Source organism: Streptomyces sp. NPDC044003, assembly GCF_056435185.1.
Genome location: NZ_JBWKFA010000004.1, coordinates 556,401 through 580,124, shown reverse-complemented (window position 1 = coordinate 580,124; position 23,724 = coordinate 556,401). Strand labels below are relative to the sequence as shown.

At 71.6% G+C, this 23,724-nt stretch carries 19 protein-coding genes; 5 read left to right on the top strand and 14 right to left on the bottom strand.

Translation table 11 applies throughout. The features are described 5' to 3' along the window. Positions 1-53 precede the first annotated feature (53 nt). Both AC07AW_RS19765 and AC07AW_RS19760 read left to right on the top strand, forming a co-directional pair. Complete coding sequence (locus AC07AW_RS19765; RefSeq protein ID WP_478816761.1) at positions 54-1,205, top strand: glycerate kinase; 1,152 nt, start codon at positions 54-56, stop codon at positions 1,203-1,205. Between the two features lie 461 nt (positions 1,206-1,666). Then, a complete protein-coding gene (locus tag AC07AW_RS19760) occupies positions 1,667-2,671 on the top strand; it encodes a GNAT family N-acetyltransferase (RefSeq protein WP_478816760.1) in 1,005 nt (334 codons plus the stop codon). A 72-nt stretch (positions 2,672-2,743) separates the two neighbouring features. Here the strand turns inward: AC07AW_RS19760 and pssA are convergent, their stop codons facing one another. The 9 genes from pssA to AC07AW_RS19715 form a co-directional block, all read right to left on the bottom strand. Then, complete coding sequence (gene pssA, locus AC07AW_RS19755) at positions 2,744-3,610, bottom strand: CDP-diacylglycerol--serine O-phosphatidyltransferase (RefSeq protein WP_351190376.1); 867 nt, start codon at positions 3,608-3,610, stop codon at positions 2,744-2,746. Further along, positions 3,603-4,259: a phosphatidylserine decarboxylase gene (locus AC07AW_RS19750; RefSeq protein WP_352027469.1), complete on the bottom strand. Its 657-nt coding sequence runs from the start codon at positions 4,257-4,259 to the stop codon at positions 3,603-3,605. The genes pssA and AC07AW_RS19750 overlap by 8 nt, the downstream gene beginning before the upstream one ends. 169 nt (positions 4,260-4,428) lie before the next feature. After that, positions 4,429-5,634 (bottom strand): acyl-CoA dehydrogenase family protein, encoded by a 1,206-nt coding sequence (locus AC07AW_RS19745; protein WP_478816759.1) that lies wholly within the window; start codon positions 5,632-5,634, stop codon positions 4,429-4,431. Positions 5,635-5,636: 2 nt separating this feature from the next. Beyond that, positions 5,637-6,149: a MaoC family dehydratase gene (locus AC07AW_RS19740; RefSeq protein ID WP_015656728.1), complete on the bottom strand. Its 513-nt coding sequence runs from the start codon at positions 6,147-6,149 to the stop codon at positions 5,637-5,639. Positions 6,150-6,154: 5 nt separating this feature from the next. Beyond that, on the bottom strand, positions 6,155-7,120 hold the full coding sequence (locus tag AC07AW_RS19735; RefSeq protein WP_015037486.1) for an HpcH/HpaI aldolase/citrate lyase family protein: 966 nt from the start codon (positions 7,118-7,120) through the stop codon (positions 6,155-6,157). Beyond that, a complete protein-coding gene (locus AC07AW_RS19730) occupies positions 7,117-9,153 on the bottom strand; it encodes a protein meaA (RefSeq protein WP_478816758.1) in 2,037 nt (678 codons plus the stop codon). Before AC07AW_RS19730 ends, AC07AW_RS19735 begins: the two co-directional genes overlap by 4 nt. A 10-nt stretch (positions 9,154-9,163) precedes the next feature. Further along, positions 9,164-10,501, bottom strand: a complete 1,338-nt coding sequence (gene ccrA, locus AC07AW_RS19725; protein WP_392156306.1) for a crotonyl-CoA carboxylase/reductase — start codon at positions 10,499-10,501, stop codon at positions 9,164-9,166. 406 nt (positions 10,502-10,907) lie between these two features. Continuing rightward, a complete protein-coding gene (locus AC07AW_RS19720; RefSeq protein WP_478816757.1) occupies positions 10,908-11,750 on the bottom strand; it encodes a TetR family transcriptional regulator in 843 nt (280 codons plus the stop codon). 115 nt (positions 11,751-11,865) lie between these two features. After that, entirely contained in the window at positions 11,866-13,647 is a 1,782-nt protein-coding gene (locus tag AC07AW_RS19715; protein WP_478816756.1) for a 3-hydroxyacyl-CoA dehydrogenase family protein, read from the bottom strand. Positions 13,648-13,947: 300 nt separating this feature from the next. Between AC07AW_RS19715 and AC07AW_RS19710 the strand changes: the two genes are divergently transcribed. Then, complete coding sequence (locus AC07AW_RS19710; protein ID WP_478816755.1) at positions 13,948-14,556, top strand: HEAT repeat domain-containing protein; 609 nt, start codon at positions 13,948-13,950, stop codon at positions 14,554-14,556. Here AC07AW_RS19710 and AC07AW_RS19705 read toward each other — a convergent pair. The 4 genes from AC07AW_RS19705 to AC07AW_RS19690 form a co-directional block, all read right to left on the bottom strand. Continuing rightward, positions 14,530-15,798, bottom strand: coding sequence for an MFS transporter (locus tag AC07AW_RS19705; RefSeq protein WP_478816754.1), 1,269 nt, complete (start codon positions 15,796-15,798; stop codon positions 14,530-14,532). The genes AC07AW_RS19710 and AC07AW_RS19705 overlap by 27 nt on opposite strands. Before the next feature lie 133 nt (positions 15,799-15,931). Further along, the gene (locus AC07AW_RS19700; RefSeq protein WP_478816753.1) at positions 15,932-16,384 is read right to left on the bottom strand and encodes a RidA family protein; all 453 of its coding nucleotides are present in this window, start codon (positions 16,382-16,384) and stop codon (positions 15,932-15,934) included. 78 nt (positions 16,385-16,462) lie between these two features. Beyond that, a complete protein-coding gene (locus tag AC07AW_RS19695) occupies positions 16,463-18,091 on the bottom strand; it encodes an alpha/beta hydrolase (RefSeq protein ID WP_478816752.1) in 1,629 nt (542 codons plus the stop codon). Positions 18,092-18,206: 115 nt separating this feature from the next. Further along, positions 18,207-19,238, bottom strand: coding sequence for an Rv2578c family radical SAM protein (locus AC07AW_RS19690; protein WP_478816751.1), 1,032 nt, complete (start codon positions 19,236-19,238; stop codon positions 18,207-18,209). 147 nt (positions 19,239-19,385) lie between these two features. Here AC07AW_RS19690 and AC07AW_RS19685 point away from each other — a divergent pair, with 147 nt between their 5' ends. Together AC07AW_RS19685 and AC07AW_RS19680 are read left to right on the top strand one after the other, a co-directional pair. Continuing rightward, the gene (locus AC07AW_RS19685; protein WP_478816750.1) at positions 19,386-19,829 is read left to right on the top strand and encodes an SRPBCC family protein; all 444 of its coding nucleotides are present in this window, start codon (positions 19,386-19,388) and stop codon (positions 19,827-19,829) included. A 238-nt stretch (positions 19,830-20,067) separates the two neighbouring features. Further along, positions 20,068-22,530: an MFS transporter gene (locus AC07AW_RS19680; RefSeq protein ID WP_478816749.1), complete on the top strand. Its 2,463-nt coding sequence runs from the start codon at positions 20,068-20,070 to the stop codon at positions 22,528-22,530. A 5-nt stretch (positions 22,531-22,535) separates the two neighbouring features. Here the strand turns inward: AC07AW_RS19680 and AC07AW_RS19675 are convergent, their stop codons facing one another. Further along, entirely contained in the window at positions 22,536-23,675 is a 1,140-nt protein-coding gene (locus AC07AW_RS19675) for a hypothetical protein (RefSeq protein WP_478816748.1), read from the bottom strand. Positions 23,676-23,724 lie beyond the last annotated feature (49 nt).

The following is a 23,724-nucleotide window of genomic DNA, read 5'->3' as shown; positions in this document are numbered from 1 at the left end:
ACGGATAGGCTCCCCCTCGGCGCGACTGCACGTTCGAAAGCAAGGGATGCAAGGTGACGGACGGAGCAGCAACTCAGGTCGCTCACGTGCTCGTGGCGGCCGACAAGTTCAAGGGCTCGCTCACGGCCGTGCAGGTCGCGGAGCGGGTCACAGCAGGACTGCGACGGGTCGTCCCGGAGCTCACGGTGGAGACGCTGCCCGTCGCGGACGGCGGCGACGGCACCGTCGCGGCGGCCGTCGCGGCCGGCTTCGAGCGGCGCGAGGTCCGCGTGACGGGCCCGCTCGGCGAGCCGGTCACCGCGGCGTTCGCACTGCGCGGCACCACCGCGGTCGTCGAGATGGCCGAGGCCTCGGGCCTCCAGCTGCTCCCGCCCGGCGTGTTCGCCCCGCTGACGGCGACCACGTACGGCTCCGGAGAGCTGCTCCGCGCCGCCCTCGACGCCGGTGCGACCACCCTCGTCTTCGGCGTCGGCGGCAGCGCCACCACCGACGGCGGCTCCGGCATGCTCGCCGCGCTCGGCGCCCGCTTCCTCGACGCGGCCGGCGAGCCCGTCGGCCCCGGCGGCGCGCCGCTCGCCGACCTCGCCACGGCCGACCTCAGCGGCCTCGACCCCCGCTTCGCCTCCGTCGACCTGATCCTCGCGAGCGACGTCGACAACCCGCTGACCGGCCCGAAGGGCGCCCCCGCTGTCTACGGACCGCAGAAGGGCGCGACCCCGGACGACGTCCGGGTGCTTGACGCGGCCCTCGCCCACTTCGCCACCGTCCTGGAGAAGGCCATCGGGCCGCGCGCCGCCGAGGCGGCCGTCGCGCCCGGCGCGGGCGGGGCGGGCGGCATCGGGTACGGCGCGCTGATCCTCGGCGCGAGCTTCCGGCCCGGCATCGAGCTGATGCTGGAGGTCCTCGGCTTCGCCCCGGCCCTGGAGCGGGCCACCCTCGTCATCACCGGCGAGGGCTCCCTCGACGAGCAGACCCTCCACGGCAAGGCCCCCGCCGGCGTCGCCGCCGCCGCGCGCGCCGCCGGCAAGGAGGTCGTCGCGGTCTGCGGCCGCCTCGCCCTGCCGCCGGAGGCCCTGGGAGCGGCCGGCATCCGCCGCGCGTACCCGCTGACGGCGCTGGAGCCGGACACGGCGAAGTGCATCGCGAACGCGGGCCCGCTGCTGGAATCGGTGGCGTCGAACATCGCGAGCGACTTCCTGTCGTAGGACGTAGTGGGCACCCGCACCACCGGGGCGGTGCCCACGCCCACCCCGTTGTGGGCCCGCGTTCCATCGGGGCGGTGCCCACCCGCCCCCGTTGTGGGCATGCGTTCCGCTGGGGCGGAACGGGTGGGCACAACGGACCCGCGCCCTGCCGGCGCCCGAGGCTCCCGCGCCCTGACCCGCACCACGATGTGCACCGCCTCGGAGGTGCGGGTTCCAGGCGCGGAACGCGGAGGCGCCGCTAGAGGGCGCCGTCCCGTGTGCCCACCCGTCCCGCCCTGCGGGACGATTGCCCACACGGCGGGTGGGTTGGGGCGCCGCCCACGCGGGCGCGGGGCCACACGGCGCGGGGGCGCCGCCCAGCCCGGCGCGGGCCCAACGGCGGCGGGGCGCCGTCCAGTCGCGCGCGGCCCGCTGCGGGAGATCGTCATCTGGTGGAAACACGGTGGTGTGAAGCTCGGCGCATGACTGCTGCACGTATCGAGGAGAACCGCTCCCACCCCCGCCTCCCCGACCTGCTCGGCGCCTACCATCTCGTCAACCAGGCCGAGAAGGGCACGGCCGTGGCGACCGTCGCCGACCTCCCGGCCGTATACCGCGTCGAGGCCGAGGACCCGGCCGCCGCGTTCGCCGCGGACACGGTCCTGCTCGCCACCCCGCCCGGTGCGGACGAGCCGGCCGGATGTGTCGTCCTCAAGGCCCCGCGGGAGGGCCGCGCGCCCGAGATCAAGCGGCTCTGGGTCGCGCCCGGGGCCCGGAGGAAGGGCATCGCGAAGGCCCTCATGGCCGAGGCCCTGCGCCGGGCCGCGGACGCCGGTGTGCCCGCCGTGCGCCTCACCGTCTGGAACTGGCGGGAGGAGCCGCTCGCCCTCTACCGGAGCCTCGGCTTCGCGGCCGTGGAGCCCTGGGACGACCGGCCGGACCTCCTGTGCCTGGAGCGGCGGCTCGACGTCATCGAGCGGCTGTCCCCCGAGGCCGTACGGGCCCACGCCCCGGCCGGACTCGCCGCGCTCCTCGTGGACGCCGTGGACGGCGGGGCCTCCGTCGGCTTCCTGGCGCCCCTGGACCCCGCCGAGGCGGCCGCCTGGTGGTCCCGCGTCGCCGAGGAGGCAGCGCAGGGCGTACGGGACGTCTGGGCCGCCCACGGACCCGACGGGCGCCTCACCGGCGTCGTCACCCTCGTCCTCGCCGGCACGGCCAACGGCCGGCACCGCGGCGAGATCGCCCGCCTCCTCGTGCACAGCTCCGCGCGCGGCCGCGGCCTCGGCCGCCGTCTGCTCGCCACGGCCGAGGCGCACGCCGCGAGCACCGGCCTCCGCCTGCTCGTCCTGGACACCCAGACCGACAGCCCCGCCGAGCACCTCTACCGGGGCGCGGGCTGGACCGCCGCCGGGACGATCCCGGACTTCGCCGCCGACCCGGCCGGCACCCTCCGCGCCACCACGCTGTACTACAAGCAGGTCGGCTAGCCGAGGCGGGCATGCGAAAGGGCCCCGGGAGGCGAGTCGCCTCCCGGGGCCCTTCGGTACGTCATCCGTCCGCTACGGCAGCTGTGCCGCCCGCGCCTCCCGGCTCTCGCGCCGGTTGCCGCGGAAGGTGTTCACCCGACGGGCCGTCGCGAAGAGGGGGATCACGGCGCCCATCACGACCTGGAGCGCGCAGCCGGTCTGGAGCAGGAACGCCCCGCCCGGTGCGTCGAACGCCCAGGCCGCCAGCATGGCCATCGCGCCGACGATCCAGCTGAGCATCGCCACCGCGAGGACACCCCGCGGCTTCGGGTACTCGACCCGGCTGACCATCAGCCACGCCACTCCGATGATCGCGAGCAGCGTCGGGATGAAGGGCAGCTCCAGGAGCACGATCGAGACGACCGTCAGCGCGCCGAAGGGGCTCGGCATGCCCTGGAACATGCCGTCCTTCATCGTCACGCAGGAGAAGCGTGCCAGCCGCAGGACCACCGCAAGCAGCACCACGATCGCGGCGACCGCCGAGACCTTCTGCTGCGCGTCGTCCGCGACCATGCCGTACACGAGCACGAAGTAGGCCGGGGCCAGACCGAAGCTGATCAGGTCCGACAGGTTGTCGAGCTCGGCGCCCATCGGCGAGCTGCGGAGCTTGCGCGCCACGATGCCGTCGAAGAGGTCGAAGATCGCCGCGGCCAGCATCAGGATCACGGCGGTGGCGGCGCTGTTGCGCGCCATGCCGGTCTCGCTGCTGCCGGTGAGGTGCGGGATGAGGATGCCGGTGGTGGTGAAGTACACCGCCATGAAGCCGCACGTGGCGTTACCGAGCGTGAGGGCGTCCGCTATGGACAGCCTCAGCGACAGCGGCATCTCCTCGGCCTCTTCGGCCGCCTCCGCCTCGGCGTCGGCGACCCAGTCGGCGGCCCGTGTGTCGGGATCAATCACGGTCAATGCGAGTCACCCCCGCTGTGGTGGCCTGGCCGACCTCGACCGCGACCTCGACACCCTCGGGGAGGTAGATGTCGACGCGCGAGCCGAAGCGGATCAGACCGATACGGTCACCCTGCTCGACCTTCGTGCCCTGCGGGATGTACGGCACGATCCGCCGGGCGACGGCGCCCGCGATCTGGACCATCTCGATGTCGCCGAGCTCGGTGTCGAAGTGCCAGACAACGCGCTCGTTGTTCTCGCTCTCCTTGTTGAACGCCGGGACGAACCCACCGGGGACGTGCTCCACGGACGTCACCGTGCCGGCAAGCGGGGCGCGGTTGACGTGGACGTTCAGCGGGCTCATGAAGATGGCGACCCGGGTGCGTCCGTCCTTCCACGGCATGATGCTCTGCACCACACCGTCGGCGGGGGAGATGACCCGGCCCTGAGCGATCTCACGCTCGGGGTCGCGGAAGAACCACAGCATGCCGGCCGCGAGAGCGGTGGTCGGCACGGCGATGGCCGCGGCGCGCTTCGACTTCCGGGCGCGCACGAGGCTGAGCGCCGCGGTGGCGACGGTCGGCAGAAGCCACGGCGATGCTCCGCGTGCGATGCGTACGCCCTTGGGGCTGTCGCGGTGTGCAGAGGTTTGGCTGTGGGGCATGGATGACCTTCGTAGCGGATGATGCCGCACTGGCAACGGGGGACGGCGGCTTTCCGGCGATGCTATCGGTTGCGGGGCGCAACTGGGCAAGCCAGGAACCGAGTCGACGGCCGGAAGATGAACACGGGGTGTGATCTTCTTCGCGGCCGAATCAACCCAAACCTGACAATCAGCCCTGGAGTCGGTACTCCTCGAGCAGTCGCCGACCAATGATCATTTTCTGGATCTCGGCGGTACCTTCGCCGATGAGCAGCATCGGCGCCTCCCGGTAGAGGCGCTCGATCTCGTACTCCTTGGAGAAGCCGTATCCACCGTGAATGCGGAAGGCATCCTCGACGACCTCCTTGCAGTATTCGGAGGCGAGGTACTTCGCCATCCCTGCTTCGAGGTCGTTTCGTTCCCCGGAGTCCTTTTTGCGTGCTGCATTCACCATCATGGCATGGGCGGCCTCGACCTTGGTAGCCATCTCGGCCAGCTTGAACTGAATCGCCTGGTGCTGGGCGATCGCCTTGCCGAAAGTGTGACGTTGCTGGGCATAAGAGACACCCAGTTCGAAAGCACGCTGTGCGACGCCGCAACCACGGGCCGCCACGTTCACGCGGCCGACCTCGACGCCGTCCATCATTTGGTAAAACCCTCGGCCGGTGACCCCGCCGAGCACGCGATTGGCCGGAATGCGCAGTCCGTCCATGATGAGTTCGGTCGTGTCGACGCCCTTGTAACCCATCTTGTCGATCTTCCCGGGGATCGTGAGGCCGGGGCGGACCTCTCCGAAGCCGGGCTCCTTCTCGACGAGGAAGGTCGTCATCGACTTGTGGGGGGCCGTGCCCTCCGGGTGTCCTTCGTCACTTCGGACGAGAACGGCCACCAGCGTTGACGTGCCGCCGTTCGTCAGCCACATCTTCTGGCCGTTGAGGACGTACTCGTCGCCGTCCTTGACCGCCTTCGACGTGATCGCCGACACGTCCGACCCGAGGCCCGGCTCCGACATCGAGAAGGCGCCGCGCGTCTCGCCGGCCGCCATCCGCGGAAGGAAGTACTCCTTCTGCTCCTGGGTGCCGTGCTGCTTCAGCATGTACGCCACGATGAAGTGCGTGTTGATGATGCCGGAGACCGACATCCAGCCACGGGCGATCTCCTCCACGCACAGCGCGTAGGTGAGCAGCGACTCGCCCAGGCCCCCGTACTCCTCGGGGATCATCAGGCCGAAGACGCCGAGCTCCTTGAGCCCGTCGACGATCTGCTGCGGGTACTCGTCGCGGTGCTCGAGCTCCGTCGCGACCGGGATGATCTCCTTGTCGACGAAGTCCCGGACCGTGGCGAGGATCTCCTGCTGGACATCGGTCAGACCGTGGGTCTGGGCGAGTCGCGCCATGACTACTTCCCCTGTTCCTTGAGCTCGGGGCGGCCGGGCTGCTCGCCGCCGCGCTCCTTGATGTACGTCTCGGTGGGGACCATCACCTTGCGGCGGAAGACGCACACGAGGGTGCCGTCCTGCTTGTAGCCCTTGGTCTCGACGTAGACGATGCCGCGGTCGTTCTTCGACTTCGACGGGGTCTTGTCGAGGACGGTGGTCTCGCCGTAGATCGTGTCGCCGTGGAAGGTCGGCGCCACGTGCCGCAGCGATTCGATCTCCAGGTTGGCGATGGCCTTGCCGGAGACGTCCGGCACGGACATGCCGAGCAGCAGCGAGTAGATGTAGTTGCCGACGACGACGTTCTTGCCGAAGTCCGTCGTGTTCTCGGCGTAATTCACATCCATGTGCAGCGGATGGTGGTTCATGGTGAGCAGACAGAAGAGGTGGTCGTCGTACTCGGTGACCGTCTTTCCGGGCCAGTGCTTGTAGACGGCACCGACTTCGAACTCTTCGTAGGTACGGCCGAACTGCATCGGACTCAGGCCTCCGGGATCTCGAACTTGCTGGTGCGCTGCATGCCGGCGGCGCGGCCCTTGCCGGAGATGACCAGGGCCATCTTGCGGGAGGCCTCGTCGATCATCTCGTCGCCGAGCATCGCGGAGCCCTTCTTCCCGCCCGCCTCGGAGGTGTAGTAGTCGTACGCGTCGAGGATCAGCTCGGCGTGATCGTAGTCCTCCTGCGAGGGCGAGAAGATCTCGTTCGCGGCGGCGACCTGGTCCGGGTGCAGCACCCACTTGCCGTCGAAGCCCAGGGCCGCGGCGCGCTGCGCGACCGCCTTGTAGCCCTCCTGGTTGCGGATCTGCAGGTAGGGGCCGTCGATCGCCTGGAGGTTGTTGGCGCGGGCCGCCATCAGGATGCTCATCAGGATGTGGTGGTACGCGTCGGCCGGGTAGCCGGGCGGCTGCTCGCCCACGACGAGGGACTTCATGTTGATGGAGGCCATGAAGTCGGCCGGGCCGAAGATGATCGTCTCGACGCGCTGGGAGGCCTGGGCGATCGCGTTGACGTTGGTCAGGCCCTGGGCGTTCTCGATCTGCGCCTCGATGCCGATCTTGCCGACCTCGAAGCCCATGGTCTTCTCGATCTGGGTGAGCAGCAGGTCGAGGGCGACGATCTGCTGGGCGTCCTGGACCTTCGGCAGCATGATGCAGTCGAGGTTCTGGCCGGCGCCCTCGACGACCGTGACGACGTCGCGGTAGGTCCAGTGGGTCGTCCAGTCGTTGACGCGGACCACGCGGGTCTTGCCGGTCCAGTCGCCCTCGTTGAGGAACTTCACGATGGTGTGCCGGGCCTCGGGCTTGGCCAGCGGGGCGCACGCGTCCTCCAGGTCGAGGAAGACCTGGTCGGCGGCGAGGCCCTGGGCCTTCTCGAGGAAGCGCGGGTTGGAGCCGGGGACCGCCAGGCAGGAGCGGCGGGGGCGGAGCCGGTTCACAGGGCTGGTCATGCGAGGACCTCCGTACTTTCCAGGGGGCTGAGCTTGTTCGCTTGCCGGATCTCGTCGACGATACGGCCGATGATCTCCGTGATACCGAAGTCCTTCGGTGTGAAGACGGCGGCGACACCCGCACGCTTCAGTTCTGCGGCGTCGGCGTTCGGGATGATTCCGCCGACGATGACCGGGATGTCCGTCGCGCCCGCCTCGCGGAGGCGGTCGAGGACGTCGGGGACCAGCGCGGAGTGCGAGCCGGAGAGGATCGACAGACCCACGCAGTGCACGTCCTCGGCCAGGGCGGCGTCGACGATCTGCTCGGGGGTCAGCCGGATGCCCTGGTAGACCACCTCGAAACCGGCGTCACGCGCGCGTACGGCGATCTGCTCGGCCCCGTTGGAGTGCCCGTCCAGGCCCGGCTTGCCGACGAGCAGCCGCAGCCGCCCGACGTTCATGTCCTCGGCGGTCCTGGCCACCTTCTCGCGGACCAGGGCGAGTGGGGTGCCCGCCTCGGCCGTCACGGCGACCGGGGCGGAGGAGACGCCGGTCGGGGCGCGGAACTCGCCGAACACCTCGCGCAGGGCCCCGGCCCACTCGCCGGTGGTGACCCCGGCGCGGGCGCACTCCAGGGTGGCCTCCATGAGGTTGTCCGTGCCCTTGGCGGCCTCCTTGAGGCGCTCCAGGGCCTTGCAGGGCCGCGGGTGGTTGAACGGCGGCTGGTAGCGGTTGTCGCGCCAGGTCTTCATCGAGCCGACGACCCGGGCCTCGACCGCCGGGTCGACCGTCATGATCGCGGTGTCCAGGTCGGCCGTGAGGGGGTTCTCCTCGGTCGACTGGAAGATGTTGACGCCGACGATCTTGTCGTCGCCGGCCTCGATCCGGGCGCGCCGCTCGGCGTGCGAGGAGACCAGCTGCGACTTGAGGTAGCCGGACTCGACGGCCGCCATCGCGCCGCCCATCTCCTGGATCCGGTCGATCTCGGCCAGGCACTCCTCGACCAGGGCGTCCACCTTGGCCTCGATGACGTGCGAGCCGGCGAAGATGTCCTCGTACTCCAGCAGGTCGGACTCGTGGGCGAGCACCTGCTGGATGCGGAGCGACCACTGCTGGTCCCAGGGCCGGGGGAGGCCGAGGGCCTCGTTCCAGGCCGGGAGCTGCACGGCACGCGCGCGGGCGTCCTTGGAGAGGGTGACGGCCAGCATCTCCAGGACGATCCGCTGGACGTTGTTCTCCGGCTGGGCCTCGGTCAGGCCGAGCGAGTTGACCTGGACGCCGTAGCGGAACCGGCGCTGCTTGGCGTTCTCGATGCCGTACCGCTCCAGCGTGATCTTGTCCCAGATGCGGCCGAAGGCGCGCATCTTGCACATCTCCTCGATGAAGCGGACGCCCGCGTTCACGAAGAAGGAGATGCGGGCGACGACCTCGCCGAACCGCTCCTCGGGGACCTGGCCCGAGTCGCGGACGGAGTCGAGGACGGCGATCGCGGTCGCCATCGCGTACGAGATCTCCTGGACCGGCGTGGCCCCGGCCTCCTGCAGGTGGTAGCTGCAGATGTTGATCGGGTTCCACTTCGGGATGTGGTTGACCGTGTACGCGATCATGTCCGTCGTGAGGCGGAGCGAGGGGCCGGGCGGGAAGACGTGCGTCCCGCGCGACAGGTACTCCTTCACGATGTCGTTCTGGGTGGTGCCCTGGAGCTGGGTGATGTCCGCACCCTGCTCCTCCGCGGCCACCTGGTAGAGCGCCAGGAGCCACATGGCGGTGGCGTTGATCGTCATCGAGGTGTTCATCTGCTCCAGGGGGATGTCCTGGAACAGCCGGCGCATGTCACCGAGGTGCGAGACGGGGACGCCGACCCGGCCGACCTCGCCGCGGGCGAGGATGTGGTCGGGGTCGTACCCGGTCTGCGTCGGCAGGTCGAACGCGACCGAGAGGCCGGTCTGACCCTTGGCGAGGTTGCGCCGGTACAGCTCGTTGGACGCCTCGGCGGTCGAGTGACCGGCGTACGTCCGCATGAGCCACGGCCGGTCCTTCTGGCGCTCTGTCATCTTCGGGACCTCAGATGTTCCGGAAGCGGTTGATGGCGTCGATGTGCTGGGCCCGGAGCTCCGGGTTGCTGACGCCCAGGCCCTCCTGCGGGGCGAGCGCGAGGACGCCGACCTTGCCCTGGTGGAGGTTGCGGTGCACGTCGTAGGCGGCCTGGCCGGTCTCCTCCAGGGAGTAGACCTTCGACAGGGTGGGGTGGATCTTGCCCTTGGCGATCAGGCGGTTGGCCTCCCACGCCTCGCGGTAGTTGGCGAAGTGCGAGCCGATGATCCGCTTCAGCGACATCCACAGGTAGCGGTTGTCGTACTGGTGCATGTAGCCCGAGGTCGAGGCGCAGGTGGTGATGGTGCCGCCCTTGCGGGTGACGTACACGGAGGCGCCGAAGGTCTCGCGGCCCGGGTGCTCGAAGACGATGTCGATGTCCTCGCCGCCGGTCAGCTCACGGATCTTGGAGCCGAAGCGCTTCCACTCGCGCGGGTCCTGGGTGTTCTCGTCCTTCCAGAACTTGTAGCCCTCGGCGTTGCGGTCGATGACCGCCTCGGCGCCCATCGACCGGCAGATGTCGGCCTTCTCGGGGGAGGAGACGACACAGATCGGGTTGGCGCCGCCGGCCAGGGCGAACTGCGTGGCGTACGAGCCGAGTCCGCCGCTCGCGCCCCAGATGAGGACGTTGTCGCCCTGCTTCATGCCGGCGCCGTTGCGGGAGACCAGCTGGCGGTAGGCGGTGGAGTTGACGAGGCCGGGGGCCGCCGCCTCCTCCCAGCTGAGGTGGCCGGGCTTCGGCATCAGCTGGTTGGACTTGACGAGGGCGATCTCGGCGAGGCCGCCGAAGTTGGTCTCGAAGCCCCAGATGCGCTGCTCGGGGTCGAGCATCGTGTCGTTGTGGCCGTCGGAGGACTCCAGCTCGACCGAGAGGCAGTGCGCGACGACCTCGTCGCCGGGCTGCCAGGCGTTGACGCCCGGGCCGGTGCGCAGGACGACGCCCGCGAGGTCGGAGCCGATGACGTGGTACGGCAGGTCGTGGCGCTTGGTGAGCTCGGAGAGGCGCCCGTAGCGCTCCAGGAAGCCGAAGGTCGAGACGGGCTCGAAGATCGAGGTCCAGACCGAGTTGTAGTTGACGGAGCTCGCCATGACGGCCACGAGGGCCTCGCCCGGGCCGAGCTCGGGGAGCGCGACGTCGTCGAGGTGGAGCGACTTGCGGGGATCCTTGTCGCGACTGGCGACTCCGGCGAACATCTCCGCCTCGTCCTTGTGGACGGTGACGGCCCGGTACGACTCGGGGAGCTTGATGTTCGCGAAATCGGCGGACGTGGAGTCCGGCGACTGGATCGCGTCCAGGATTTCCTTCACGGGTTGCCTCCGGCGGTGAGCGTCCTGAGGGAGGGACGCCTGGGGGTTACGGCGGGGAAGTGCTGCTGCTGTGGAGGTGTGCCGTCGGTTCGGCTGGGTGGTGCGGTGGCGGCGCTGTGTGGTGGAGCGCGAGGGTGCCTGTGACGCAGGCGTCCGGGCGCACAAGCCGTCGGCTGGTGGGGACAGCCGGCGCACGAGGTGTGATCTCTGCGCGCCGGCCGCCCGGACAACATCAACGTATGGCACGCCGTGTCACCTGACAAGGCACTGCGTGCCAACAATTTCACTCAGATGCAATCTGCCCGTCACGGATGAGCGATGATCGATCGAAATGGCCCGTGAGCTGCGGGAACGCAAGGAGGGCCGCCCCCGGACATCGGGGGCGGCCCTCCTGGTGGAAGAGGTGTCAGGGCTTCGTGAGCGCCTGCTGGATGGTCCGCATGACCTCGTCGAGCGGAGCGTCCGTACGCGCCACGGCGACCACGACGTCGCCCGTCGTGGACGCGGTCGCGGCCACCGGCTGCTCCGGGGCCGGCTCGGCCGGTACGGCGGTGGTGGACCCGGCGGGCGCCGGGCGGGCGCCTATGCCCGTGCCGAAGGTCTCCCGGACGATCGCGAAGGCGTGGTCGAGCTGCGCCTCCACGTCACCCTCGCCGCCGGCCCGCAGCCAGCGGCGCAGCACGTGGTTGTGGGCGGTGACGACCGCCGACGCGGCCACCTCGGCGAGCAGCGGGTCGTCGTTGCCGGCGTGGTGGTCCCGCTCGTCGAAGTGCCCGAGCAGATAGCGCGTGAAGAGCCGCTCGTAGCGGGCCACCGAGGCGATCTCGCGCTCGCGCAGGGTCGGCACCTCACGGGTGAGCCGGTAGCGCTCCACGGAGACCGCGGGGGACCCCGCGTACATCTTCATGACTTCCTTGATGCCCCGGCACACCGTGTCGAGCGGGTGCTCGTGCGGCGGGGCGGCGTTCAGCACCGCCTCCGCCCGCACGAGGGTGTCGTCGTGGTCCGGGAAGATCGCCTCTTCCTTGGAACGGAAGTGCCGGAAGAAGGTCCGCCGCGCGACCCCGGCCGTGGCCGCGATCTCGTCGACGGTCGTCGCCTCGTACCCCTTCGTCGCGAAGAGCTCCATCGCCGCGGCGGCGAGCTCCCGGCGCATCTTGAGCCGCTGCGCGGCGGCACGAGTGCCCGCCGTGCTCTCCGGAGCGTCGGACGGGGACGTGGCACGGGGTGTCTTCGCGGCCTTGGGCATGGTCCGAACGTACTGCATCGGAGTGGGAGTGTGCCCAGGTGGGGGCGGGGAGACCCCCGGGACACCGGCGGTGCCCGGGGGACTCAGCAGACCGCCCCAGCCGGCGGTGCGGGGCTCAGCGTCGGGCATATTCGCGGAAGCCGCGACCCGTCTTGCGCCCGAGGCAGCCCGCCGCGACCAGGTGCTCCAGGAGCGGGGCGGGGGCGAGGCCCGGGTCGCGGAACTCGCGGTGCAGCACCTGCTCGATCGCGAGCGAGACGTCCAGGCCGACCACGTCGAGCAGCTCGAACGGGCCCATCGGGTAGCCGCCGCCCAGCTTCATCGCCGCGTCGATGTCGTCCAGGGAGGCGTAGTGCTCCTGGACCATCTTGATCGCGTTGTTCAGGTACGGGAAGAGCAGCGCGTTCACGATGAAGCCGGCGCGGTCGCCGCAGTCCACCGGGTGCTTCCTGATCTTCGCGGTGACCTCGCGGACGGTGGCGTGGACGTCGTCGCCGGTCAGGACCGTGCGGACGATCTCCACCAGCTTCATCGCCGGCGCCGGGTTGAAGAAGTGCATCCCGATGACGTCCTGCGGGCGCGTGGTGGCCCGGGCGCAGGCGATGACGGGCAGCGAGGAGGTCGTGGTGGCGAGCACCGCGCCCGGCTTGCAGATCTTGTCGAGCCGCGCGAACAGCTCCTGCTTGATCTCCAGGTCCTCGGCGACCGCCTCGACGGCCAGGTCGACCTCGGCGAAGGCGTCGAGGGAGCCGGCCGGGGTGATCAGGGCGAGCGTCTCGTCGCGGGCCTCGCCCGTCATCCGGCCCTTGTCGACCGAGCGGGCCAGGGACTTGGCGATCCGCGCCTTGGCGGTGTCCGCCTTCTCCTGGGAGCGGGCGGCGAGCACGACCGTGTATCCGGCCTTGGCGAAGACCTCGGCGATGCCGGAGGCCATCGTGCCCGAGCCGGCGACGCCGACCGAGCGGACCTCGCGGCCCGCGCCGGTCCCGGCCGAGGTCAGCGGGGTCAGGGCGTCGCGCACGACCTCGCCGGAGCCCGGCGCCGCGTACGTGTAGAAGCCGCGGCCCGCCTTGCGGCCGGTCAGACCGGCTTCGCTGAGCTGCTTGAGGATCGGGGCGGGGGCGTGCAGCCGGTCGTGCGAGGCCGTGTACATGGCCTCGAGGACCGTACGGGCCGTGTCGACGCCGATCAGGTCGAGCAGCGCCAGCGGGCCCATCGGCAGGCCGCAGCCCAGCTTCATCGCCGCGTCGATGTCCTCGCGGGAGGCGTACTTGGCCTCGTACATGGCGGCGGCCTGGTTCAGGTAGCCGAAGAGCAGGCCGTCCGCGATGAAACCGGCCCGGTCCCCGACCGCCACCGGCTCCTTGCCGAGGTCCTGCGCGAGGCGGGTCACGGCGTCCACGGCCCGCGGGTCGGTCAGCACGGAGGAGACGACCTCGACCAGCTTCATGGCCTGGACCGGGGCGAAGAAGTGCAGACCGAGGACCCGCTCGGGGTGCGCCGAGTCGGCGGCGAGCCGGGTCACGGAGAGGGCGTTGGTGCCGGTGGCCACGATCGTGTCGGGCCGGACGATCCCGTCCAGGGCCCGGAAGACCTCCTGCTTCGCCTCGTACGACTCGGGCACGACCTCGATCACGAGGTCGGCCCCGGCGGCCGCCTGGAGGTCGGAGAAGGTACGGAAACGGGCCAGGACGTCCTGCCGCTCCTCCTCGGTGATCCGCTCGCGGGCCACCGCGCGGGCGGTGGAGGCCTCCAGGGCGGCGACGGCCTGGGCGGCGGCGGTGTCGCTGATGTCGATGCCGACGACCTCGTGGCCGGCCCGGGCGAGGACGTCGGCGATGCCCGAGCCCATGGTGCCGAGACCGACGACGGCGATGGTGGAGAGAGGGGTGTCCATCAGGGGACTCCAGAGGAAGAGTGACGACTGAGGGCAGTGCGCGCACGAAAGGGGCGCGGAAAAGAGCGAGGGCGATGCCCGGAGAAAGAGGGCGGTGCCCTGGGAAAAGGAGCGACGGACTCTGTCCCGGAGCCACGTCGAAACTGCCGAACCGACAAGCGAACACAACGGCTGCGTCACCAGGCCGTCGTGCGAAGTGCGGGTGGTGCCCGCTCACCTGAGACTAACCGGCCGGTAACGAGCGCGCCAGTCCCGGGAAGTTGGGAAAGTGTGATCTGGATCGCGGATAGGGTCGGATTCATGGAAATCTCCGAGGATCCGGAATTCTGCTCGATGATCGATCGATTGCGGGACGAGATCGAGAATGACACCGGAGAAGTCCCGGCGGCATTCACGGAACTCTCGGAACGCGCCGCGACAGGGGATCGCGAGGAACTGCACCGCGTCCTCACCGCGCCCGGACAGCCGCTCTGGGCCCGCGAGATCGCCGCCTACGTCCTCGGTGCCGGCGGCGACCCCCGCGCCTTCGAGGCCCTCGTGCTCCTCCTCAACCACCGCGACCCGGAGCGCTGCGTCACCGCCGCCCACGCCCTGGCCCGGCTCGGCGACCCGCGCACCGCGCGCGCGGCGGCCGCCCTCGCCACCAACGAACTCCGGGTCGCCTACGCCCTGCTGCCGGTGCGGCTGCTCGCCGAGCTCGGCGCCCCCGAGTCGGTGCCGGCCCTGATCACCGTCCTCGGACGGCGACTTCGGGCCGACGACCCGCACTGGCGCGTCGGCCTCGCCTGCGTCGAGGGCCTCGGCACCCTGGGCGACGCCCGGGCCCGCCCCGCCCTGGAGGCGGCCCTTCCGCACCCCCGGCTCGGCGCCGCGGCCAGGACGTCACTTCAGCGACTCGACGCCCACTGACGTGGGACGCCGGTGGGCCGGAACCAGGGTCCCGGCCGCCGCGAGGACCGCAGGGAGCGCGGCGAGCGCGAAGCACAGGGACAGCGGCAGCCGCCCCACCAGGAGACCCGCACCGGCCGTCGCCGCCGTCGTGCCCGCGTTGAACGCGGTGTTGACCCACGCGCCGGCCCGGGTGCGCCTCTCCTCCCCGACCGCCTCGTCGGCCAGGAGATAGGCGCTGGTGAGCGCCGGCGCCACGAAGAGACCGCCGAGCGCCATCCAGCCGACCAGTGCGTACGGATGCGGGGAGAGCCCCGCCGACGCCAGAACCGCACCGAGGCCGAGTGCCAGCGCCGACAGGCGTACGGCGGTGGGCACCCGCCACGGCACGGCGCCGTACACGAGGCCGCCCACCGCGCTGCCCGCGGAGAGGGCCGCCGCCGCCCACGGCACGGCCCCGGGGCGATGGTGGGCGTCGGCGAACGCGATCACAAGGAGTTCGACGGCGCCCAGGCACATGCCGACCCCGGCCGCCACGGCCGCCGCCCTCAGCAGCCCGGCCCCGGGGCCGCCCCGCCGGCCCGCGGCCCGCTCCGGCGTCCCGGGCTCCTGCTCCGGCGTCCCGGGCTTCCGCTCCCCGGTCCCGCCGCGCACCGCCGGCGAGGTGACGAACGCGAGCGTGCCGGTCAGGACGAGTCCGGCGCTCACCGCGAGCCCGGCCGGCGCCGACGCGTACCGCACGAGCAGACCCACCAGCAACGGGCCCGTGACGAAGAGGAGTTCCTCCGCCACCGTGTCCAGGCTGTACGCGCGCCGCAGCAGATCCCGGTCGGTCAGCATTCCGCTCCACAGCGCCCGCGACACCGGGCCGAGCGGCGGGGTCAGCGCCCCCGCGGCGGCGGCCAGGACCGCGAGGGCGACCGGCGGGGTCGCGGGCCGTGCCGTCGCGACCGCGAGCGCGACGAGCAGCAGCGCGGACCCGGCGGCCAGGGGTACGAGGGCGCGGCGCGGCCCGAACCGGTCGACCAGGGCGGCCCGCGCGGGCGACAGCAGGACACCGGTCAGTCCGAACACGGCCATGACCGTGCCGGCCATGGCGTACGAACCGGTGCCGTCCTTGACGGAGAGGATCAGCGAGAGCGGGGTGACGCCGTAGGACAGCCGCCCCAGGAGGGCCGCACCGAAGGTACGGCGGGCGTGCGGGGTCCGCAGCACCGCGGCGTACGTGGGCGCGGGGGAGTGGACAGGGGAGATCACGGACATGACGGAGTTCCTCGGAAGAGGCGCCGGGCAGCGGCCTGCGGCGCCTGGGCGTGCGGGGACGGCGGGACACCGCGCCCGGCTGGGCACGGTCGTCGGATCGCCGACTCCTACGCACGGAAGAGGAACATGCGCGTCAACGTAGCAAACGGAGCTCCGCCCCCGCATCGCCGGGTGCACTCGCCGCCTGCTCCGGCACCAGCGCGAACGCCTCGATCTCCACGAGCAGTTCCGGCCGGACGAGTGCGGAGACCTGCACCGCCGAGCTCGCCGGCAGGGGCGCGCCCGCGAAGTGGGCGTCCCGGGCGTCCCGCACCGCCGGGAGATGGGCGACGTCCGTGACGAAGTACGTCAGCTTCACGACGTCCCCGAAGCCCGCGCCGGCCGCCGCGAGGCAGCGCTCCAGGTTGGCGAAGACCTGGTGGGCCTGGGCCGCCGCGTCACCCTCCCCGACGACTGCCCCGGAGGCGTCGAGGGCGCACTGCCCGGATATCGCGACGAAGCGCCCCGTGCCCCACACGACGTGGCTGTACTGGGGGCTGGGCGCGAGGCCGTCGGGGGCGGGCACATGGGTGAGGTGGCTCGTCATGCCCCACATCCTCGCGCACACCACTGACAGTGCCCGCACCCCATGGGGGACGCGGGCACCGTGGCGGTCGGAAGGCCGTCAGCGGACGTGGCCCAGGAGGCCGTGGAGGGCGACGCCCGCTGGTTCCGCGCGTACGGCGCCGGCCCGCTTCCCGGACTTCTCCGGGGTCGTCGGCGCGGCCGCGGTCACGGGCTCCGGCTCGGGCTCGGGGAGCGCGGCGCAGACCGCGTCCACCTCGGCGTCGCCCTCGCCCCGCGGGACCTTGCCGGTGGCGAGGTAGGCGGCCAGGTGCTCGTCGAGGCAGTCGTTCCCGCCGAGGGTCACCCCGTGGTTCCCGCCGCCCTCCTCGACGACGAAGCTGGAGCCGCGGATCAGCCGGTGCAGGGCGACGCCGCCCTCGTACGGCGTCGCCGCGTCGTTCGTGGCCTGGAGGATGAGGACCGGCGGCACCTGGTCGTTGGTGACGTCCGGCGGGGTCAGGGACTCGACCGGCCAGAAGGCGCAGGGCGCGTTGTACCAGGCGTTGTTCCAGGTCGAGAACGGCGCCTTCGCGTGCACGTCCCAGCTGTCCTTGCGCCACACGTTCCAGTCGCGGGGCCAGCCCGCGTCCCGGCACTGGACGCTCGTGTAGACCGAGTAGCCGTTGTCGGCGGCGGCGTCGGCCTCCCCGTACCGCTCGTACGCCTCCTTCAGCGGCTCCGGGTCCGCGTCGTTGACGTACGCCGCGAAGGCGCTCGCGAGGCGGGGCCAGTAACCGTTGTAGTACCCGCCCGGCAGGAAGGTGTCCTCCAGCTCGCCGGGTCCGACCTTGCCGCCGGCCGGGTTCTCGCGCAGCTCGTCGCGCATCCGATACCAGGCGGCCTCGACCGCCGCCGGGTCGGTGCCCAGCTTGTACACGGCGTTCTGCCGGGCCACCCAGGCCATGAAGTCCTTGTGGCGGGTGTCGAAGGCGTAGTCCTGCGCGATGTTGTCCTCGTACCAGACGCCGTGGGGGTTCACGACGGAGTCGAGCGCCATCCGCCGCACCCGGTCCGGGTACAGGCGCGCGTACACGGAGCCCAGGTAGGTGCCGTAGGAGTAGCCGAGGTAGTTGATCTTCTGCGCGCCGACCGCGTTGCGGATCAGGTCCAGGTCCCGGGCGGTGCTCACGGTGTCGATGTACGGCAGCACGTCCGCGTACTTCTTGCCGCAGGCGTCGGCGAAGGACTGCGCCCGCTCGATCGCCGCCCGCTCGGCCGCGGCCCCGGTCGGCACCGAGTCCGCCCGCACCGGTGCGAAGTGGCCGGGCTTGCAGTCGAGCGCGGGCTCGCTCTTGCCGACCCCGCGCGGGTCGAAGCCGATCACGTCGTACTCGGCGGCCACCTTCGCGGGCAGTGAGGCCGCCACGTACCCGGCCATGCCGCGCCCGCTGCCGCCGGGCCCGCCCGGGTTCACGAGCAGCGGGCCCTGGAAGGTCTTCGCGGTGTGCGGGACCCGGGTCAGGGCGAGGGTGATCCTGCGTCCGGCCGGGTCGTCGTGGTTGAGCGGCACCTTCAGGGTGGCGCACTGGAGCCTGGGGTACGCCTTCGAGGCGCAGTCCGTCCAGGTGAGCGGGGGGAGCGGTCGGGGGGTCGGTTCACCGGCGCCCGCGGGGGCGGCGGGCAGGACGGTGACCGTCCCGGCGACCAGCGCTCCAGCGGCGATCAGCATTCCTGCGCGTGGGGTCATAGGGCGTTTGTGTCCCGAACCGGCGCCGAGGGGACCTGTTTCGCCGAGAGTTGACCCGAACGGAGGGCGATCCGACGGCGTGTCAGGTGACCGGTCCGACGATCGGAAAAGGCTCTCAGAGGAGGGTGAGCTGCTCCGGGGCGGCCGCCAGGGAGGGCTCCTCCGGTACGGGGATCCGGCGCGCCGCTCCCCGGTGGGCGGGCCCGATGCCGAACTCGGCAGCCAGCTCGTGCACCTGACGGGTGATCCGGCGCTGGTACCAGGTCGGTGCGTAGGCCCCGTCCGCGTACATCCGCTCGTACCGCCGCACCAGGCCCGGGTGGTGCTCGCGCAGCCAGGCCATGAACCACTCGCGGGCGCCCGGCCGCAGGTGCAGCACGAGCGGGGTGACCGAGCTCGCGCCGGCCTCGGCGATCGCGCGGACCGTCGCGCGCAGCTGCTCGGGCCGGTCGCCGAGGAAGGGCACCACGGGTGCCATCAGGACCCCGCAGTCGATGCCGTGCTCGCCGAGGGTGCGGACGACGTCGAGGCGCCGCTGCGGCGAGGGGGTGCCGGGCTCGATCGTCCGCCAGAGCTCCTGGTCGGTGAAGCCGACGGAGACGGAGATGCCGACCTCGGTGACCCGGGCGGCCTCGGTGAGGAGCTCCAGATCGCGCAGGATCAGGGTGCCCTTCGTGAGGATCGAGAAGGGGTTGGCCCGGTCCCGCAGCGCGGTGAGGATGCCCGGCATCAGCCGGTAGCGGCCCTCGGCGCGCTGGTAGCAGTCGACATTGGTGCCCATGGCGATGTGCGCGCCCTGCCAGCGCGCGGAGGCCAGCTGCCGGGCGAGCAGCTCCGGGGCGTTGATCTTGACGACGATCTGGGAGTCGAAGCCGAGGCCGGTGTCGAGGTCGAGATAGCTGTGGGTCCTGCGGGCGAAGCAGTACACACACGCGTGCGTGCAGCCGCGGTACGGGTTGACCGTCCACTCGAACGGCATCCGGGAGGCGCCGGGCACCCGGTTCAGGATCGAGCGGGCCCGGACCTCGTGGAAGGTGATGCCCCGGAACTCGGGGGTGTCGAAGGTGCGGGTGGTGACCGCGTCCGTGCCGAACAGGGCGATGTCGGCGGGGGCGGCGGGGGTGTCGCCCAGATTGTCCCAGCGCATGGGCGCCTCCTCGGTGGCTCTGCCTCGGCCGTTCGCTCAGAATAGAACACCTGTTCCCATGATCGTTGCAACCCGGATTTCTCCCCTCGGAGCCCACGTGGTTCGCTTGGCCCACACCCCTGAGGAAGCACGAGCTGGAGGAAGTCCATGGCGCAGGTCGAGGCCACCACCGAACGGATCATCGCCGCCGACGCGGAGACGGTGTTCGACGCGCTGGCCGACTACAGCGGTACGCGCGCGAAGGTGCTCCCCGAGCACTTCAGTGAGTACGAGGTGCGCGAGGGCGGCGACGGCGAGGGCACCCTCGTCCACTGGAAGCTCCAGGCCACCAGCAAGCGCGTCCGCGACTGCCTCCTGGAGGTCACCGAGCCCACCGACGGGCAGCTCGTCGAGAAGGACCGCAACTCCTCCATGGTCACCACCTGGACCGTGACCCCCGCCGGTGAGGGCAAGTCCCGCGCCGTCGTGAGCACCGTCTGGAACGGCGCCGGCGGCATCGGCGGCTTCTTCGAGAAGACCTTCGCGCCCAAGGGGCTCGGCCGCATCTACGACGCCCTCCTCGCCAAGCTGGCGGACGAGGTCGAGAAGTAACGCCCGGAGCGTTCACCGATTCGAGTGGATCGCCCGCGCCCCCGTACCCGCGCAACCGCGTACCGGGGGGCGCGGGCCTTCTCGTAAACGCGCTGATGAGCGACCCAAGTGCGCCGTAGTGCAGGGACGTTCACCCCCCGGCGCGCCACTGTCCTCCCGTACCGCCCGACTTGCTCCCCCTTCGCGCGCAATGCGAAGAATGGCGCGGCGCAGACGCCGCGACGAGGGGAGCAGGCACGTGGGTGCGATCACGATGGTGAAAGGCGTCGAGGACGCCACGGGGGACACGGAACCCCTGGACACTCCACCCACCGACCCCGCCCCACCGGCCGGACCGGGGCCCGCCGGCCTCGACCCCCGCCGCGTCCGGCTCGTCTTCTGCGGCCTCATGCTCGCGCTGCTCCTCGCCGCGCTGGAGCAGATGATCGTCGCCACCGCCCTGCCGAAGATCGTCGGCGAACTCCAGGGCCTGGACCGGATGTCCTGGGCGATCACCGCCTACCTGCTGACCTCCACCATCGGCCTGCCGGTCTACGGAAAGCTCGGCGACCTCCTCGGCCGCAAGGGCGTCTTCCTCTTCGCGATCGTCGTCTTCGTCATCGGCTCCGGCCTCGCCGGCTGGTCCCGCACGATGGACCAGCTCATCGCCTTCCGCGCCGTCCAGGGCATCGGCGCCGGCGGCCTCATGATCGGCGTCCAGGCGATCATCGCCGACATCGTCCCCGCCCGGGAACGCGGCCGCTACATGGGACTGATCGGCGCCGCCTTCGGCCTCGCCTCCGTCGCGGGACCACTGCTCGGCGGCTTCTTCACCGACCACGTCTCCTGGCGCTGGTGCTTCTACTTCAACGTGCCCTTCGGGCTCGTCACCCTCGCCGTCGTCGCCGCCGTCCTCAAGCTACCGAAGCCCACCGCACGCGCGCGCTTCGACGTCCTCGGCGCACTGCTCCTCGCCGCCGCCTCCACCTGCCTCGTCCTCCTGACGAGCTGGGGCGGCACCGAGTACGCCTGGAACTCCCGCGTCATCCTCGCCCTGGCCGGCGGAGCCGCCGCAACGACCCTGCTCTTCCTGGTCGTCGAGCACTTCGCGCCCGAACCCCTCATCCCGCTGCGGCTGTTCCGCGACTCCGTCTTCACCGTCACCGCCCTCGTCGGCGCCGTCGTCGGCATCGCGCTCTTCGGCGCCGCCAGCTACCTCCCCAGCTTCCTGCAGATGGTCGAGGGCGCCAGCGCCACCGAGTCCGGCCTCCTGATGCTGCCGCTCATGGGCGGCATCGTCATCGCCTCCGTCGTCTCCGGCCAGCTCATCAGCCGCACCGGCCACTACAAGATCTACCCGGTGATCGGCGGCGCCGTCTCCGTCCTCGGCATGTGGCTGCTCTCCCGCATGGACACCGACACCCCGCGCCTCCAGCACAGCCTCTGGCAGGCCGTCCTCGGCACCGGCATCGGCCTCGTCATGCCGGTGCTCGTGCTCGCCGTGCAGAACTCCGTCCGCCCCGCCGACCTCGGCACCGCCACCAGCGCCCACAACTACTTCCGCCAGATCGGCGGCAGCGTCGGCGCCGCCGTCTTCGGCACCCTCTTCGCCTCCCGGCTCGACGACGCCCTCGGCGACCGGCTCGCCCGCGTCCCCGCGCAGGGCTCCGTGCACCTGCCGCCGGCCGAGTCGATCACCCCGGGGACCGTCCACACCCTGCCGCCCGCCCTGCGCGACGCGTACATCCAGGCGTACGCGGACGCGATGCCGCGGATCTTCCTCTACCTCGTGCCGGTCCTCGTACTCGGCCTCGTCCTCGCCTTCTTCCTCAAGGAGAAACCGCTGGTGTCCCACCACAGCCCCCTCACCGAGGCCACCGACATCACCTTCGACACCGCCGCCCAGGGCGTGCCGCACGCCCGCCACGCCGCCCCCGCCCCGGCCGCCGCGACCCCTCCGCACTCCGGTGTGCCCGTCTGCGGCACCGTCCAGCACCACGACGGCAGCCGTGTCCCCCGGGCCGCGCTCACCCTCATCGACGTCCAGGGCCGCCAGGTCGGCCGCGGCGCGAGCGGCGAGGACGGCCGGTACGCCCTGAGCGTCCCCGGCGGCGGCGCGTACGTCCTGATCGCCGCGGCCGGCGGCCACCAGCCGCAGGCCGTCTCCGTCACCGTCGGCGACCGGCCGGTGGAGCTCGACGTCGTCCTCGGCGGCGCCGGACGGCTCGCGGGCAGCGTCGTCACCGCCGACGGCACGCCCGTGCGTGACGCGGCCGTCACCCTCACCGACGTGCGCGGCGAGGTCGTCGCCTCCACCCGCAGCGGACGCGAGGGCGGGTACGTCATCGGCGAACTCGTCGCGGGCGAGTACACGCTCGCCGTCAGCGCCCCCGCCTTCCGGCCCGCCGCGCTCCCCGTGAGCGTCCAGTCCTCCCGCGAGACCCGCCAGGACATCGAACTGGCCGGCGGCGCGGTACTGCGCGGCACCGTGCGGGCCGGGGGAGGGCGGCCCGTGGAGGACGCCCGGGTCACCCTCCTCGACGCCGCGGGCAACGTCGTCGACACCCTCACCACCGGCACCGACGGCACCTTCCGCTTCATCGACCTGTCCTCGGGCGAGTACACGGTCATCGCCGCCGGGTACCCGCCCGTCGCCACCGTCCTCCAGGTGGCCGGCGGCGGCCGCACCGAGCGCGACCTCCAGCTCGGCCACGAGGACTGACCGGATCAGTCGGAGGCGGTCGTCGCCCTGCGCAGCGCGCTGATGCAGGTGCCGATCGCCTCCTGGAGGGCTTCGAGGCGCTGGAGCATGTCCGCCTCGTAGATGTCCTCCTCCATCACCTCGTCGAGCGTCAGCTCCTCGAAGACCTTCGTCGCCTTCTGCAGGCTGTTGTAGAACTTCGTCCGCCGCTCCTGGACGCGCAGCGCCGGATCGTCCTCGACCGCCTTGGCGACCAGGCCCTTCACCGTGTCGTAGGCCTCGCCGGCCCACTCGCCCGCCTCCTCCGAGTCGTCCAGCTCGTCGAGGAGCGACAGGTGCCGCTCGGCCTCGGCCCGCAGCTCGGCCGGGGCCTCCACGGTCTGCCCGGCGGGGGTCTTGATCTGGCCGTTCTCGACGATCTGGCGCACGTACCCGATGCGGTCGGCCGCCTTCGCCTCGTTCGCCACCGCCTTCTTCAGGCCGTCGGTGCGGGCGAAGGCCCGGGCCATCTCCGTCTGGAGGGCCGGGTCCTCCTTCATCCGGTCGAGCAGCGCCCCGCGCGCGGCCTCCGCCGTCCCGGGGTCGGCGAGGATCGCCGCCCGCAGCGCGGTCGGGTTCTCCGCGACCTCCAGCGCCTTCGTCGGCCGGATGCCCTCCGCCTCGGCCGCCGCGGTGATCGCCTGACCGCGCACGGAGGACGCGCTGTTGCGGGAGGTGTAGTACGACAGCCAGACGTCCGCGTCCGGCAGTTCGATGTCCTCGCCCGGGACCAGCACCTCGAACTGCGGGACCAGACCGTCGTCGGCCGCCATGTCCCAGGCCTTGTAGTAGCGCATGACCCGCTCGGGCGAGCACCCCGCGAGCTCCGCGAAGGCCTTCGCGGAGACCTTCGTCCGGGCCGTCCCCTCGGCGGGCTGGCCGCCCGGCCGCACGCTCCGGGCCACCTTCAGGGCGAAGGTCCAGCCGCCGGTCCGCGCGTAGACCCCGAAGTCCTGGGCGTCACGGACGACGACGGGGTCGTGGTCCCGGCCGTGGTCGTCGTCCTCCTCCTCCGGGGTGTCCTGGACGCCCTGCGCGCCCTGGGGCTCGGGAGCCGAGGGCTCCCAGAACTCCGGCTCCTCGGCCATGACGGGCGTGGTTTCGGACGGGGTGAAGGCGATGGTCACCGAGAGCTCTCCGGAAGGTCGGGAACGACAACTGAGACAGCCTATACGC